The organism is Pseudoalteromonas ruthenica (assembly GCF_008808095.1).
Taxonomy (GTDB): Bacteria; Pseudomonadota; Gammaproteobacteria; order Enterobacterales; family Alteromonadaceae; genus Pseudoalteromonas; species Pseudoalteromonas ruthenica.
Window position 1 is genome coordinate 2,422,600 of the sequence record NZ_CP023396.1, and the last position, 15,889, is coordinate 2,438,488.

A 15,889-nucleotide genomic window follows, 5' to 3' on the forward strand; every position below is an offset into this window, starting at 1 on the left:
ATGAACCATGCAGTCACTATTTATGATGAGCAGAGCTTACAAGGCATAGTGGCTGCTCGCTCCGGCGAACAGCGTGTGTGGCAGGCGATGGCCTTGCTCGATACGCGTTTGGAGTTCAGTCAAGCTCTCAAAGATGCTTATGCCTTTGGCATACGTTACGTTATTCTTGGTATTCCAGAAGATATAGGCCCTCGGGCAAACTTAGGTAAAGGCGGTGCTCAACAAGGTTTTCGCGCTTTTTTATCAAAGTTTTTAAACCTTCCTGTCAATGAATTTACCCCCGTACAAGATACACTCCTGCTAGGGGAAATAGACTGCCAAGCGCTGCAGCTGCAAAGCCAGGCTTTGGATAATCTTGATCCAGACGACACCGTACGCCTGCGGGCCTTGTGTGAGAATATAGATCAGTTAGTCGAGCCTGTAGTGGCAGCTATTCTAGCGGCCGGACTAACCCCGATAGTGATAGGTGGCGGTCACAATAATTGTTACCCGTTACTGAGCGCAAGCAGCAAGCATTTCGGCTGCGCCATCAATGCGCTCAATCTAGACCCACACGGTGATTTTCGTGCACTTGAGGGACGCCACAGTGGCAATGGTTTTCACTACGCTGCACGCCGGGGATATTTACAGGGCTACCATGTTATCGCTCTGGATGAGCAGAAAAATAACCAAGATATATTAGCCGCACTGCATGAACATCACGCCAGCTATACCAGTTATCATGCTCTTAAAGTAGCCACGACCACATCAATAGCAGAGTCGGTGAATAGCGCCCTACACAGCTTTACTCTTAATAGCCCACTGGCCATAGAGTTGGATGTCGATGCCATTACCTGCGCGCCAGCCAGTGCGTTTAATCACCGAGGTGTAAGCCTTAGCGAAGCTGAGCAATATGCCTTTTGCGCTGCGCGCACTTCGGCGCTGGCGTACATTCATTTGTGCGAAGCGGCTCCAGAGCAAGACCCTAATGGTTATGACGCTGGTGCGAACGCCGCTGGGCAAATTCTCACGGCCTTAGTTATTGCTTTTTTACGTGCAAGATACCAACGCTAGCTGAAAGATTGCTGGTGACGCCACTGTCGCCCCCACCCTAATAACCCTTCTAATGGTAAAGGCTGGGTAAAAATGAATCCTTGCGCGCCTTGCACATTGAACTCTTTGATATAGCTAAGCTGGGCTTCGGTTTCAATACCTTGGCAAATCACTTGCGCCTTTAGGTGGCGATGCATGTCAATAAGGCCATTGAGTAGCGCTTTGTTGGCGCTGGTATAATCAACATCTTCAGTCAATGCGGGGTCTACTTTGACGTAACTTAGCTTAAGCTTCGGCAATTTCGCTAAAAATAGCGGCGTTTCGCCAAGGCCATCCAAACAAACGTGAACCCCTACCTGGTGTAACCGAGTTAACAATGACAAAGCGCGATTATCCAGCGACATAAGCACTGGCAGAGGACATTCAACAATTAAATCGCCATGAGCAAGATTATGCTCTCGTACCATACGCTCAGCAAAATCAACAAACTCATCGTGCAGGACTTCTTCACCATACAAGTTAATGCTTATCGGGGTCGGCTGCCCGTCCATTTTCAATGCCAAGGCCATTTCCGCTGCACGTTCAAGCACATGAAATGCCAGCTTATAACCACGTCCGACGGCGCGCAGATCAGCAATAAATTCTTCGGCTTTTAATAACCCTTTTTCTGGGTGCTGCCATCGTAGCAATAATTCTACATACAAGAGCTCTTGTTTGGGCAATCCAATTACAGGCTGAAAATAAAGCACAAAATCTTGCTCAAAATCGACCTTTTCTAACTCTTTCAGTTGTACTTCGTGGGCTTGCACCTGTTGCTCTAGCTCAGCACTGTAATGACTAATACGTTGCTCGGGATAAAAGTCACGCGTTTTAAACGCGCACTGCAACATGTCATCAAGGCTTGATGCTGAACTCGCCCCTTGTACGATAGCGATATGCGGTTTTAGCTCGACGATACCTTGCTGAGAATTGAACGGCCGCTGAGCGGCATCGGCTAGCTGCTGAGCAACTTGCTCATGTACGTGTCGCTCTTGGTCAAAGACCACCACGGTGCCGTAACACAGCGGAGCAACTTGGAAAAGTTGCGCGCTCTGTTGCACTTGTCGTCGCGGCACATTGAGATTTAACACTTGCGGGTGGTCGATGACTTGATTCATCCGCGTTAAAGCTTGCATCAATAATAGCTCAGCGAATTCTTGCCCGAGCTGACGGTTAAGAGGCTCATAGCCTTCTATTTGCACTAAGATCAAGGCGATATCAGCACGATTATTGGCGCTCCAATCTTGATATTGCGCTAACGCTTGCGGCCAAGAAATAATAGGGAGAGAGTGGTTATCAAGTGTATTAGTTTGTTGGTTGGATACAACTTCCGGCTCACTAAAGCTCAGCTCCATATAAGCGCTAAGCTGCAACAACAAAGGGACGATGCATAACCAAGCGCTGTGTAGCTCAAAAGAGAGGTGCGTTGCTATCAGCAAGCTCTGCAATAGCACTAACCCACCCTTGCCAAGCAGTAATCGTTTATTTTGATGCCGGTATACAAGCCAACAACGAACGCCATAAGCGCCTAACAAAATGACGCTGGCGACTTGCCAATAGCCACTGATATAGGCCAGCCCAGCGATTGAGTAGAACATCGCACTTAAGCCATCACGGCGCTCGCTGACAAGAACAACGCTGACGATTAGCGCCATCATAAACAGTCCGCTAATAAAGGCGCTCAAATGAATGCTGGTGATCATGATTATTATCGTTATTGTTGACGCGGCTGACGCTTGTTAATAAGCCAAGTATAGCCGCTTATAATTTAGCCGCCCATGATCAGAAAGTTTTGCTTAACACTCCCTGAATCCACAGTTGTTTCAAGGGCTTGGTCCCAAATTCGTAACTTAATTGTGCGGGGTGCTCAATGTCCCACAACGCCACATCGGCACGCTGCCCTGGTGCAAGCGTACCTCTATCTGCAAGCCCTAACGCTCGTGCCGCATGACATGTCACACCTTGTAACGCTTGCGCTGGTGTTAGTCGAAACAAAGTACAGGCCATATTCATCATTAGCTGCAATGAGCACAACGGGGATGTGCCGGGATTAAAATCAGTGGCAATCGCGATAGGCACATTATAACGGTGCAACAACTCTATCGGTGGATACTGACTCTCTCTAAGGTAATAGAACGCCCCCGGGAGCAACACCGCAACCATACCGCTTTGTGCCATTGCCTTAACCCCTTGTTCGTCAAGGTATTCAAGATGGTCACTCGATAACGCCTGATATTTCGCAGCCAAGGCAGTACCGCCCATATTAGAGAGCTGCTCGGCATGGAGCTTAAGTTTGAAGCCTAAATCCTGCGCCGCCTTAAGCACCCGCTCCGTTTGCGCATGAGAAAAACCAACATCCTCACAAAAAACATCTACCGCACTGGCCAGTTTCTTGGCCGCCACTTCAGGAAGCATCTGCTCACATACCAGGTCGATATAACCATCACTGTCACCTTGATACTCTTTTGGTAATGCATGGGCACCTAAAAATGTGCTCTGAATTGATACTGGATGATGGCTATCAAGTAACTTGGCGACCTCCAGCAGTTTTAGCTCAGCAGCTAGGTTTAAACCATACCCTGATTTTGTCTCTACTGTGGTCACCCCTTCAGCGTAGAGCGCATCAAGGCGCTGTTTGGCGCTAACGTACAACTGTTCCGGCTCTGCCGCGCGGGTTGCGCTCACGGTGGTCGCAATCCCTCCCCCTTGCTCAGCAATAGCTTGGTAACTTTCTCCTTGCAAACGGCGCTCAAATTCTCGTGCACGATTACCGGCAAACACCAAGTGAGTATGGCAATCGATGAGCCCTGGAGTCACCCACGCCCCTTTTGCCGAGGTCACAGGAATACTTAATAAATCCAGTTCTGGGAGCTCACTCATCGGCCCAAGCCATTGAATAACCCCCTCACCCATGACCACGGCTCCTTGCTCGATAACACCATAAAGTTCATCACCTTGAGGCTCCATAGTGGCGATATTTACATCTACTATAATGTGATCCGCGTGCATTAGACGTGCTCCTAATGAGTAATTTGCTAAGCTTGTATATACAAGATATTTATGCCATGTTTACATAATAACCAAGGCAGTGCAAAGTGCCGCGATGGTATTGATTAGGAGCCCCCATGTCGTCAGCTAAGTATCATCAAATTAAAGATCATATTTTAACCCAGATCCGCAGCGGACAATGGCAAGAGTTCCAACGTGTGCCATCAGAAAACCAGCTTGCGCAGCAGTTTGCAGTCAGCCGTATGACCGCACGCCGCGCTCTAAGTGAGCTTACCGATGCCGGCATACTCACTCGCACTCAAGGCTTAGGGAGCTTCGTTGCCAGTTTTAAATCACAGTCATCACTGTTGGAGATCCGTAACATCGCCGATGAGGTGCGTGAACGTAACCATAGTTACAGTTGTGCGCCGGTAACCCTAGAGTCCATTGATGCCGTTGCCCCCATCGCTATTGCGCTAGGCGTGGAGCCCGGCGAGCAGGTGTATCACTCAGTATTAGTGCACTTTGAAAATGATGCGCCCCTGCAAGTAGAAGAACGCTTTGTTAACCCGGAGCTGGCACCTAACTACCTGCAACAGGATTTTCATACCCTGACGCCACATGAGTATTTATCTCAAGTTGCCCCTCTGACCGAGGCCCGACATACGGTCGAGGCTATTACTCCAAACCAACAAATGTGTACGTGGTTAAACCTCTATAACGAAGAGCCTTGCTTACAAGTGATCCGTCGCACCTGGTCACAAAGAGGCATTGTTAGCTTCGCTAGGCTTGTATCTCCGGGCAGCAAATATCGCTTGGGTGGCCATTTAACATTCACTAAACGCAGTTAAAAAATTTTATAAAAACCAATTGTATATACAACCTATCAACAGGTGACATTATGACAACACACAGATTAGATAATAACCGCGTTATTCGCGCCCCGCACGGTGATAAAATCGCCGCTAAAAGCTGGCAAACTGAAGCTGCTAAACGCATGCTAATGAATAACCTCGACCCTGAGGTTGCCGAGCACCCTGAAGCACTGGTTGTGTACGGCGGGATAGGCCGCGCAGCTCGTGACTGGCCTTGTTTTGATGAGATCATTCGCACCCTAGACCGCCTTGAGGATGACCAAACCTTATTGGTGCAATCAGGAAAGCCTGTTGGCGTTTTTACAACCCACAGCAATGCTCCCCGAGTGCTCATCGCGAATTCAAATTTGGTGCCTCATTGGGCTAATTGGGAGCACTTTAACGAGCTCGATAAACAAGGTCTGATGATGTACGGACAAATGACTGCTGGCTCATGGATTTATATTGGCTCTCAGGGCATAGTGCAAGGAACCTATGAAACCTTTGTGGCAATGGCCAAACAGCATTTTGAAGGTCAAGCAAAGGGCCGTTGGATCCTCACCGGCGGCCTAGGAGGCATGGGCGGAGCCCAGCCGTTAGCAGCAACCATGGCAGGCTTTAGTGCCTTAGTCGTTGAGTGTGACCCAAGCCGAATTGAATTTCGCCTAAAAACCCGCTACCTGGATAAACAAGCCAGTAGCTTAGACGAAGCCTTAGCAATGATTAACAGCGCCTGCGCTCAAGGTGAAGCAATCTCAGTGGGGTTATTAGGTAACGCCGCCGATGTTTACAGCGAGCTGGTTGAGCGCCGGGTTACACCCGATGTGGTCACCGACCAAACCTCCGCTCATGATCCATTAAATGGCTATTTGCCTCAGGGATGGACTCTGGAGCAAGCTCATGAGCTGCGCCAGCAAGACCCAGAGCGGGTGGTACGCGAAGCGAAACAATCCATGGCGGTGCAGGTACGTGCCATGCTCGCCATGCAACACGCAGGCGCCGCTGCCACAGATTATGGCAACAATATTCGCCAAATGGCACAAGATATGGGCGTCAATAACGCCTTCGATTTCCCTGGTTTTGTGCCTGCTTATATTCGCCCACTCTTTTGCCAAGGTATTGGTCCCTTCCGCTGGGTGGCTTTATCGGGCGACCCAGAAGACATTTATAAAACCGATGCCAAGGTGAAAGAGCTTATTGCCGATGACCCGCATCTGCATAATTGGCTCGATATGGCTCGAGAGCGCATTCAATTCCAAGGTCTGCCGGCTCGTATTTGTTGGGTAGGGCTCAAAGATCGCGCCCGCTTAGCGCAAGCCTTTAACACCATGGTTAAAAACGGTGAACTAAAAGCGCCGGTTGTCATTGGCCGCGATCACCTTGATTCTGGCTCAGTTGCAAGCCCTAACCGCGAAACAGAAGCGATGCGCGATGGCTCAGATGCGGTATCGGATTGGCCGTTATTAAACGCGTTACTGAACACCGCTGGCGGCGCCACTTGGGTGTCACTACACCATGGTGGTGGCGTAGGCATGGGCTTTAGCCAACATGCTGGGGTAGTCATTGTTGCCGATGGCAGCGATGAAGCACACGACAAACTGGGGAAAGTGCTGTGGAACGACCCCGCTACCGGAGTGATGCGCCATGCTGATGCCGGCTACGATATCGCCATAGACTGCGCTACCGAGCAAGGCTTAGATTTACCTATGGTCAATAAGGAGCAGCGCCATGATTAATGTTCACTTGCACCCTGGTCAGCTCGATTTAGCCACTTTGCGCCAAGCGCAGCAACAACCTATCAATATCACCTTAGACGAGAGTGCTTTGAGCGCTATCGCCGCAAGCGCCGCCTGCGTGCAACAAGTGATTAAGGATAAGCGAACCGTTTATGGCATTAATACTGGCTTTGGCTTACTTGCGAACACCAAAATTGCTGAGCCGGAACTAGAACTGCTGCAGCGCTCTATTGTGCTCTCACATGCCGCCGGTATTGGTGAGTTGATGCAAGATAGTACAGTTCGCTTAATGATGTTGTTGAAAATCAACTCGTTATCACGCGGTTTTTCCGGCGTGCGACAATGCGTTATCGATCTCTTAATTGCCCAAGTTAATGCTGGTATTTACCCGTGCATTCCCATTAAGGGCTCAGTGGGCGCATCCGGAGACTTAGCGCCCTTAGCACATATGTGCCTACCGCTATTAGGCGAAGGAGAAGTGCGCTATCAAGGTGATATCTTGCCAGCAGCGCAAGCCTTCGCCAAAGCTAACCTGACCCCCATCACCCTTGCCGCGAAAGAAGGCTTGGCACTACTCAACGGCACCCAAGCGTCGACGGCATTAGCCTTAGAGGGGTTATTTCAGGGCGAGGATTTATGGGCACAAAGTGCGGTTATCGGCGCCATGAGCATTGAGGCGGCGATGGGCTCACGGGCACCTTTTGACGAGCGTATTCACCTCGCCCGAGGCCAACAAGGGCAAATCGACAGCGCTCAAGTTTTTCGGCAACTGCTAGATAAAGAGTCAGCCATTAGCCGCGCCCATATCGACTGTGAAAAAGTGCAAGACCCTTACTGCTTACGCTGCCAGCCACAAGTACTAGGGGCGTGCTTAACGCAAATTCGCCAAGCCAGTGAAGTTATTCTAGTCGAGGCCAATGGCGTCACCGATAACCCGCTGGTCTTTGCCGAGCAAGGTGAAATCATTTCCGGGGGCAACTTTCATGCCGAGCCCATCGCCATGGCAGCGGACAACCTCGCCTTAGCGATCAGCGAAATCAGCGCGCTGTCCGAGCGCCGTATCGCCCTACTCATAGATTCGAACTTATCTAAACTACCGCCATTTTTGGTGGAAAACGGCGGCGTAAATTCGGGTTTTATGATAGCCCAAGTCACCGCAGCAGCTTTGGCTTCGGAGAATAAATCCTTAGCTCACCCAGCATCGGTCGATAGCCTACCCACCTCGGCCAACCAAGAAGATCATGTGTCGATGGCCACCTTTGCTGCGCGACGACTGCAAGATATGGCGGAGAATTCTCGCGGTGTACTCGCAGTAGAGTATTTAGCCAGTGCGCAAGGGCTTGATTTTCGCGCTCCGCTAAAAGCGGCCGCCAGTGTTGAGCAAGCCAAGGCCACTTTGCGAGAACGCGTCGCTTACTATGACAAGGACCGGTATTTCGCTCCCGATATTGAGCGCGCTAATCAATTGCTCAAAGAGCGCGCACTATGTGCTCTGATTGACGGGGTGTTGCCGTCGGCCTAAATGGGTTGCTGATAACTAAACCCTAGTTGTTCGATGGCGCTTCCATCGATACGCCGTTTAATGGACCTCTGATTGGTAAAGGTCGGAGGCTCATTGCCCAAACGCTGACAGTGATCACGGTAATATTGCTGTTTCGTAGGGTGCTGAGGATGAACCAAATTGTAAACGCTTTGCGTTTGCTCATAGTGCGACAGTAGCTGCAAAATGCCGTCAATCACATCGTCACGGTGCACCATGTTCACCACATCATCGCCATGCGATGAAAGCGCTTTACCACTAACAAAACGCCCCGGTTCCCGCTTCGGGCCTATAAGACCTCCTAGACGCAGTGCCCGACCCCCCTGTTGTAACACGCGCTGTTCGGCAGCAAACAAACGCTGCTGGCGTTCACTGCTTAGCGTCAATTCACTGCTTTCTTTGTAGTCGCCACTCTGTTGAGGGTAGATACCCGAACTTGAGCACAATACGAACCCTCGGCCATGCAATGTTTGATAGAGCGCCAGCGCCGCCTCGAGGCTTTGTAGGTAGTTGCTATTGGGGTTTCGACTCCCCGGAGTCATTGCGCATAGCCAAAACGCATCGGTTAAATCGAGGTCATGCTCAAGTTCACCACGCTCGTTAATAACAAATTGACGTTCGTGACTTTGCTCACCACGACGACGGTGCGTTGCTTGTACCTGCCACCCTGACGATAAACAGCGCTGTGCCAGCGCTTCACCAAGCCAACCGGCTCCAATAATCACGATTTTTTTTGTCATATTTTCTCCCAAATTAACTCACCGCCATCTACACTTTGCACAGTACAACACCAAGGAATTCAACTTGCTATGTTTTTAGTTCGCTTAGTTTACGCTTCCCGTGTCAGTGATTCTCTCAGCACTGACGATGTGGCACAAATTTTAGAGCACTCGCGCAGCAACAACCGAAGTAACGATATATCAGGATTACTCTGTTTCAACCATGAATACTTTTTACAGTGTTTAGAAGGCTCAAGAGCCAGAGTGAATGCTTTGTACCAGCGCATACTAAGCGATACACGGCATCAAGATATACTGCTGCTGAGCTATGGTGAGATCACTGAACGTAATTTTGGCCGTTGGAGTATGGGTTATATCCCCGCTTCAAGCATCATTCGCGAAACCACCATGCGCTTTAGCGGCAAAAGTGAGTTTAATCCGTATGAAATGACCGGCGATAGTGCCCATGCTCTACTGGTTGAACTGGCACGCAATACCCCGACTTTGGAATAGTTCACGCTCAATTGCTGTAGATCAAAGCACCGCTGTGCAAGTTAAGTAAACTAGCCGCACTTCCACCTGTGTGAGAGAGCGTCGTGATAGCACAAGTACAATGGCACAATGAGCTAATAAACAAATACAACGTTTCTGGCCCGAGATATACCTCTTATCCTACGGCTTTACAATTAACCGATGGGGCCGATGGCAATACGCTAATAAACGCACTAAATCAGTGTCAGGGCGATGAATTATCGTTGTATATTCACATCCCCTTCTGCCACCAACTTTGCTATTACTGCGGCTGCAATAAAATTGTCACCCGCCACCAACATAAAGCGGATTTATACCTGGATTATCTAGGCCAGGAAATGGCGCTATTAAGTGAGCATAGCCGCCACTTAAAAGTTAAACAGCTGCACTTGGGCGGCGGCACGCCAACATTTTTAGATAGCGCACAAATGCACCGCTTAATGACTCTCATTAATGAGCACTTTAATATTGCCAGCGACAGTGAGCGCAGCATTGAAGTTGATCCCCGCGCTTTACCGCTAGAGCGCATTGATGAGCTTAAGGCACTCGGTTTTAATCGTATTTCTTTTGGTGTTCAAGACTTCAATGATGAGGTACAAAACGCCGTTAATCGACCACAGTGCGCACAGGATGTAGAACAACTGGTTCGTCGCGCGCAAGCGGTAGGCTTTACCTCGGTCAATGTCGATATGATCTACGGATTACCGAAACAATCAACGGCTTCCTTTGCGCGCTCGATTTCCAGACTGATTGATATTGGCCCGGATCGCGTCTCGGTATTTAATTATGCCCATCTGCCAGAGCGTTTTGCCGCTCAGCGCAAAATTAAAGACGCCGATTTGCCCAGCGCCCAAGCCAAGCTGACGATGTTTAAAGAAACCCTCTCCGCCATGCTCGCGGCTGGATACCAATTCATTGGTATGGACCACTTTGCCAAGCCGGACGATGAACTGGCTGTCGCTCAGCGTCAAGGTCATCTGCACCGGAACTTTCAAGGATACACTCTCGGCGGCGACCTTCCCCTACTGGGTTTAGGCGTGTCCGCCATTTCGCAACTGGGCAATCACATTATTCAAAACCACAAAGAGTTGAAGCTGTATTACCAAGCGTTAGAACATCATACTCTGAGTACCTGTAAAGCACTGACACTCAACGATGAAGACCATATTCGCGCGGCGGTAATAAAGCAGCTTATTTGCCACTTTGAGCTAGATATGGACGCATTCTCAAATCAATACCATATCGACTTTAAAGCCCACTTTGCCAACGAGCTAGCGCAGTTACAGGGGTTTATTAACGATGACATGCTTAGCGTTAGTGGGCAGCATATTCGCGTAACTGCAAAAGGTATTCTCTTCATTCGCATTATCTGTATGTGTTTTGATCAATACTTGCAACAAAAACTCAACCAACAACGCTTTTCGCGAGTAATCTAGAAGCGATAAGAAAAGCCGCTGTACAGCGGCTTTTCTTACATAAACACATGCTTACTGTTGGGGTCAGCTGTAAATTCACTGAGGATTTTCTCTGCATCCGCAAGAATATCCGCTTCCAACTCTTTTTCTTTACGCCAACGCGCACTATCTTGCTTGAAGATTTCCTTCTTCGAATATTTTTTACGCGCCTCGTGAGTAGGTAAGTCCTTGACCGCATCGTACATGGCATAGACACCCGGATAGTGCACCTGCAAATCGCGCTCTTGATCGAAGCTGTACTGACTCATAAGTACCCACACTCGTAAACACCCTTCCGAGTATTCACATTGACCTTCTTTCATCGCTTTCGCGAGCAGGTGGATACTATCACTCAATTTTGCATTACGGGCTAAGCGCTTTTCGGCGAGCTCCGCTCGTTTAGCTGCGATCGCCTGATTTTGCTCCTTCACTTGCCAAATCAAGCGCCCTGCATAAAAAGCCAACCCAGCAATGATCAGCGCCCCAATTACGATGGCAATGATCCACATGGAATTCATTTTTTATCCTCTTCGTCTAACCACTCATCCGCCAAAGAATCATTCATATAACTATCAAGCAGATCTTCGTCATCCGCATAGTCTTCATCATCAATGCCCAGTATCTCGCATAGTTGCTCATGACGTGCGACTTTGGCATTGAAATATTTTGCATCTTTGCCTGTTAACGTTTCGCCTTGATCATGGCGCTCAATAAGCGCTAGCAGGCGCTCATCCGCTTCAATCTGTGCCAACTCTTGTTGCGGACTCAGTTCTGGCTCATGCGCTTGGCGCAGAGTCGCTTGTGGTTGAAGATTGCGCCGAGGTTTAGACTCAGGCTTGCTCTGTTTAGGTGCCTGTGGTGTTAAGCTCACAGGCTTTTTGCTGCCCACCCGCTTATCTGTTTTGCCGCTCTCACTGCTCTCGCTACCCTCAACTTTTAAAAGTTGTGAATTACGGTTACCGGGCTCGGCACCTTTTTTCTTTTTCTTGCTGCGCTGCTCTTTCATCGCTCGCAGCTCTCTGAGCTTATCTTTACTTAAACGCGCAGTGCCGTTGTTGATGACCTTGCGGGACTTTTTCTTTCTCGTCATAGTTAATCTCTATCGCGCGGCCGTGTTAAGAAGATCACATCAGCCGCAATAAATTCCACATTAAATCCAAACTGCTCGGCGATATAAGCAAAGGTATCTTTGCTATAAAAGGCAATGTGTGTTGGATCATTTTTATAGTGCCAGGTGGCAAAACGCTCAGCATTGATAACTAACTTGGTCATCAAAGCTAAAGTGCCCCCTGGGCGCAATAATTCGTACCATTGTCCAAGGACAATACTAGGTTCGGCCAAATGCTCTATTACTTCGGTGCTGCATATAAAGTCATAACGATCATTAAGCACACATTGATCAGGGTAGTAATAGAGATCATACAATGCCACTGTATGTTCTTGCTCTTGCAACATAGCAGCGAGTAAGGGCGCTGGCCCACAGCCAAAATCTAAGCCTTTACTTCGAGCAACTAAACGCTGCTGCAACGGATTAAAGACCCTGCTTAGGAAACGACGGCACCCTGGGTCATCAAGATCATTCTCATGATGATCATAGATGGCCTTCTCTTGTGCTGCCGTTACGTATTGGCACGCCGCTACAAACACCAATGCACAACGCTGGCATTGCCAGTAGTCGCGTACTTTGTCGCGGTAGTAGTGATTTGGGTTTGGGCTTTGACACAGCGGGCAGGTATTCGCTTTCATAGCGTCTATTGTAACAGGACAAATAAAAAGGCGGTAGAGCTAACCTCTACCGCCTCGCAACTCGAGCGCCAAAATGAATTTGGACACTTCTCCCTTCGACTTGATTTTAAGTCTTATTTTATTATTTTTGTTATCACTTTCCGTATTGTTTTTATTATCTTCCGTGTGGTGTTTTATTTTTCTCGGTCTTCCTAACTCTTTGTTATTCTTCCTTGGTTGTGCATCTTTCGATGCTCCCCTAGCGCACAAACTTGCCGCGATTCCGTTACGAATTTCCCTGTTGTTATTGTTTGTTGCGACAGCAACTAATTTACTGATTCATAACTTAGTTACAACTGGTTTAACTATTTTTTGTAGTTTTGTTGCTGTACCAAAATAGGTAAATTTTTTAATTTCATTAAGTTAAGGTTTATTTAGTGATTTAAAATGAGCAATAGATTACATTCACATATGGTCAATGTCTCACAAGCAGGTGGAGATATCGTCAACTTAATTAACATGCACAAAAAAAGCAGCTAATGCTGCTTTCTTAGTCACTTTTCAAAACCTCATCCATTTGGGCGAGGCTGAATTTTAGTGTAGACCACCTAGGTACTTTGATAAGACCTCGATATCTTCATCGGTCAATTTTTTAGCGATGTCACGCATCATACCATTGTGGTCATTTGCACGTGCACCATCACGGAATTTCTCTAGCTGCGCCTTAAGGTATTCCGCATGCTGGAACGAGATTTTTGGGAATCCAGCTAAAGATGTACCGTTACCACGAGGACCATGGCACGCAGCACAAGCAGGAATTCCACGTTCAGCGTCACCTGCTTTGTAAAGCATTTCGCCCTGCTCGACAACATCTTCAGGGGTTGTGCCCTCAGACATATTGAGCGAGGCAAAATAAGCAGACAAGTCTTTCATATCTTGATCGCTCAAAGGCATTGCCATGCCACCCATGACTGGATCCGCGCGACCTTCTTCACCCCCAGAGGTCATGCCTAATTTAAATTCTTTAAGCTGCTTATATAGATACTCAGCGTGCTGACCTGCGATCTTAGGGTACATGGTGACAGGCGCGTTACCATCAGCGCCATGACACGCAGCACATGTCGCCGATTTGTCTTTACCTGCGCTGGCGTCGCCATCAAATGCTGCTGCGTTGTTTGCACTCAACACACCAACTAACATAGTTAAGGATAGTGCTAATTTCTTCATGGTAAATTCTCTGTTTCGGACCCTGTATTCGTTTACAATCTTTTCGATGCAATGGCTCTATTCTACACGATAAAAATTTCTCTGGCACGTTTTCTGCCCACATTAAGCTTATAAAATGCGGGGTTTTAAGGAAAATTTGTCTCAGCGCATAGTTTTGCCGAGCTTTCCTGACCCATTGCTTGCACCTTTAGCTTAGCCGCTTTCTGATATAAACTAGCGGTTAATCTAATTTTGGTGCCTCACTGAGGAGTTCATGTGGCCAAATCCCGCGTTGATTATACGCAAGCTAAGTTTATAACAAGTGCCCCGGATATCAGTAAATTACCGGAGGACACAGGTATTGAGATCGCGTTTGCAGGGCGCTCTAATGCCGGTAAATCCAGTTCACTAAATACGCTGACCGAACAAAAACTCGCTCGTACTAGTAAAACGCCTGGACGCACACAATTGATCAATACTTTTGCGTTGCAAGAGGATCAGCGGCTAATTGACTTACCTGGATATGGTTTTGCCAAAGTGCCAATGGAGATGAAACTAAAATGGCAACGCTCTTTAGGTGAGTATTTACAAAAGCGCGAGAGTCTAAAAGGCTTGGTAGTGTTGATGGACATACGTCATCCCCTAAAAGATCTCGACCGTCAACTTATCGAGTGGGCCAGCTCCAGCGACATTCCTGTGTTGGCGCTACTGACTAAGGCTGATAAGTTCAAGCAAGGCAAACGTAAGTCTGAGGTGCTAAAGGTGCGCCGCGAGCTTGCTGAGGTAGCAGACAACATCACTGTACACGCATTCTCGTCGCTTAAAGGTACCGGCTTGAATGAGTTAAGAAAGCAGCTAGATGAGTGGTTTTTAGGGCCTGTTGTCACTCAGCCGCCGAGTGAAAACGACTCTCCTGCCGAATAGATTATAAACTCCTCACCCTGGGGCTGAGCGAGCTGCTCGGCCCACGCATAATACACCGTACGCGCTAATTTCGCTTGCACCCCATAAGGCAGCTGCAGATAAGGCAGCTTCTGCCCTTGCGGGTCGGCATGTATAAGCAGCGGATGCTGTGCGCCGAGCACAAATTCACGGCCAATATTATCGATGCAAATAACCGCTGGATGCGCTGCGTTTTGCGCTGTAGCTAAACGCCAATCAACAATTAATAGCGGCGCATCGTCCACCCTGATAGCCATCTGTTCAATAGGGGTTTTTAGGTAGTACTGCCCTTGCTCACGCCACAACACCGAAGCAAACAACTTAACTAAACGAGCACGTTTAATTTCGGTGCCGTGATGGAACCAACGACCATCTGCAGTAATATGAATGTCGATGGTGCCGCATTGCTGCGGCGACCATTGATCTAAAGGCGCAATTTGCCCTTCAAGTTGCTGCGACAGAGCCGCTAGCGCTTGCTCATTACTGCTCATTTAAGGTCAATACAAAAGAGACAGGAACGGCGCGAGTTATAGAGTCTAACCCGGCTAATGACTTCAACTTATCGATCCCCGGTTGCAACGCAAAGTCAGCAGGACTTACTAACACTGGCATCATAGAACTAACCACCAGGTCACCGGCACGACTTGCCACCACGCTCACAGCTATTTGCTGAGCTTTAGTTTTACCGTGTAACGCGAGCTGTGCTTGAACATTTCCTTGAGCCACGCCGGTATCTTTCGCTTGTGCGATTAACTCACTGACATTCGCAGTAACTTCCATCGCGGGAAACTCGACGGTGTTAAAAAGAAATTTCTGCATGCGCTCGTTGCGAATCGGGATCTGCGTCTCAACACTGTTGAGATCGATCGCTAGCTTAAACATACCGCTCTCATCAACGCTGCCTGAAACGTCTTTGAAGAAGTGGTTCTCCGCAATAGCGTTATTCTTTACTGAGACAAAATTTACGCGGCTGTGATTATTATCTACCTGCCACGCAGCTAATGCACTGGTACTGCCAACAAGCAACGCTCCACACATTAAAGAACGAACAAAACTATTAAACATTACGCTTTCCTTCGATAAGAATGATTATCACCATGCTAGCAATAAAGTATCTACAGGT

General features: G+C 48.4%; 16 protein-coding genes. 7 read left to right on the forward strand and 9 right to left on the reverse strand.

Annotation, left to right across the window (positions count from 1 at the left end):
• The gene (locus tag PRUTH_RS11290) at window positions 1-1,053 is read left to right on the forward strand and encodes a formimidoylglutamase (RefSeq protein WP_151173295.1); all 1,053 of its coding nucleotides are present in this window, start codon (window positions 1-3) and stop codon (window positions 1,051-1,053) included.
• Here PRUTH_RS11290 and PRUTH_RS11295 read toward each other — a convergent pair.
• Together PRUTH_RS11295 and hutI are read right to left on the reverse strand one after the other, a co-directional pair.
• Complete coding sequence (locus PRUTH_RS11295) at window positions 1,050-2,774, reverse strand: EAL domain-containing protein (protein WP_151173296.1); 1,725 nt, start codon at window positions 2,772-2,774, stop codon at window positions 1,050-1,052. The two genes, PRUTH_RS11290 and PRUTH_RS11295, sit on opposite strands and share 4 nt — an antisense overlap.
• 79 nt (window positions 2,775-2,853) lie before the next feature.
• Entirely contained in the window at window positions 2,854-4,080 is a 1,227-nt protein-coding gene (hutI, locus tag PRUTH_RS11300; RefSeq protein WP_151173297.1) for an imidazolonepropionase, read from the reverse strand.
• Between the two features lie 116 nt (window positions 4,081-4,196).
• Between hutI and hutC the strand changes: the two genes are divergently transcribed.
• Genes hutC through hutH form a run of 3 tightly spaced genes read left to right on the forward strand, consistent with a single transcriptional unit; the run spans window position 4,197 to window position 8,171 of the window.
• Window positions 4,197-4,910, forward strand: a complete 714-nt coding sequence (gene hutC / locus PRUTH_RS11305) for a histidine utilization transcriptional repressor HutC (protein ID WP_045980439.1) — start codon at window positions 4,197-4,199, stop codon at window positions 4,908-4,910.
• Between the two features lie 50 nt (window positions 4,911-4,960).
• Complete coding sequence (gene hutU, locus PRUTH_RS11310) at window positions 4,961-6,649, forward strand: urocanate hydratase (RefSeq protein ID WP_151173298.1); 1,689 nt, start codon at window positions 4,961-4,963, stop codon at window positions 6,647-6,649.
• Window positions 6,642-8,171, forward strand: a complete 1,530-nt coding sequence (gene hutH / locus PRUTH_RS11315) for a histidine ammonia-lyase (RefSeq protein ID WP_022946639.1) — start codon at window positions 6,642-6,644, stop codon at window positions 8,169-8,171. Before hutU ends, hutH begins: the two co-directional genes overlap by 8 nt.
• Here the strand turns inward: hutH and PRUTH_RS11320 are convergent.
• Window positions 8,168-8,929, reverse strand: a complete 762-nt coding sequence (locus PRUTH_RS11320; protein ID WP_151173299.1) for a Rossmann-fold NAD(P)-binding domain-containing protein — start codon at window positions 8,927-8,929, stop codon at window positions 8,168-8,170. The two genes, hutH and PRUTH_RS11320, sit on opposite strands and share 4 nt — an antisense overlap.
• A 69-nt stretch (window positions 8,930-8,998) precedes the next feature.
• On the opposite strand from PRUTH_RS11320, the gene PRUTH_RS11325 reads away from it, so the two are divergent.
• On the forward strand, window positions 8,999-9,421 hold the full coding sequence (locus PRUTH_RS11325; protein ID WP_022946637.1) for a BLUF domain-containing protein: 423 nt from the start codon (window positions 8,999-9,001) through the stop codon (window positions 9,419-9,421).
• Window positions 9,422-9,504: 83 nt separating this feature from the next.
• Complete coding sequence (gene hemN / locus PRUTH_RS11330) at window positions 9,505-10,875, forward strand: oxygen-independent coproporphyrinogen III oxidase (protein WP_151173300.1); 1,371 nt, start codon at window positions 9,505-9,507, stop codon at window positions 10,873-10,875.
• Window positions 10,876-10,910: 35 nt separating this feature from the next.
• On the opposite strand, the gene PRUTH_RS11335 is transcribed toward hemN, so the two are convergent.
• The 4 genes from PRUTH_RS11335 to PRUTH_RS11350 all read right to left on the reverse strand — a co-directional run bounded on the left by PRUTH_RS11335 (window position 10,911) and on the right by PRUTH_RS11350 (window position 13,845).
• Window positions 10,911-11,411: a DUF2489 domain-containing protein gene (locus tag PRUTH_RS11335; protein WP_151173301.1), complete on the reverse strand. Its 501-nt coding sequence runs from the start codon at window positions 11,409-11,411 to the stop codon at window positions 10,911-10,913.
• Entirely contained in the window at window positions 11,408-11,983 is a 576-nt protein-coding gene (gene yihI, locus PRUTH_RS11340) for a Der GTPase-activating protein YihI (protein WP_151173302.1), read from the reverse strand. The genes PRUTH_RS11335 and yihI overlap by 4 nt, the downstream gene beginning before the upstream one ends.
• 2 nt (window positions 11,984-11,985) lie before the next feature.
• Window positions 11,986-12,639, reverse strand: a complete 654-nt coding sequence (locus PRUTH_RS11345; protein ID WP_151173303.1) for a class I SAM-dependent methyltransferase — start codon at window positions 12,637-12,639, stop codon at window positions 11,986-11,988.
• A gap of 573 nt (window positions 12,640-13,212) precedes the next feature.
• A complete protein-coding gene (locus PRUTH_RS11350) occupies window positions 13,213-13,845 on the reverse strand; it encodes a c-type cytochrome (protein ID WP_022946632.1) in 633 nt (210 codons plus the stop codon).
• 255 nt (window positions 13,846-14,100) lie between these two features.
• Here PRUTH_RS11350 and yihA point away from each other — a divergent pair, with 255 nt between their 5' ends.
• Window positions 14,101-14,748 carry a ribosome biogenesis GTP-binding protein YihA/YsxC gene (gene yihA / locus PRUTH_RS11355; protein WP_022946631.1) on the forward strand — a complete coding sequence of 216 codons (648 nt, stop codon included), beginning with the start codon at window positions 14,101-14,103 and terminating at the stop codon, window positions 14,746-14,748.
• Here yihA and PRUTH_RS11360 read toward each other — a convergent pair.
• A complete protein-coding gene (locus PRUTH_RS11360) occupies window positions 14,712-15,257 on the reverse strand; it encodes a DUF1285 domain-containing protein (RefSeq protein WP_151173304.1) in 546 nt (181 codons plus the stop codon). The genes yihA and PRUTH_RS11360 overlap by 37 nt on opposite strands.
• Window positions 15,247-15,831: a YceI family protein gene (locus PRUTH_RS11365; protein ID WP_257220925.1), complete on the reverse strand. Its 585-nt coding sequence runs from the start codon at window positions 15,829-15,831 to the stop codon at window positions 15,247-15,249. The genes PRUTH_RS11360 and PRUTH_RS11365 overlap by 11 nt, the downstream gene beginning before the upstream one ends.
• Window positions 15,832-15,889 lie beyond the last annotated feature (58 nt).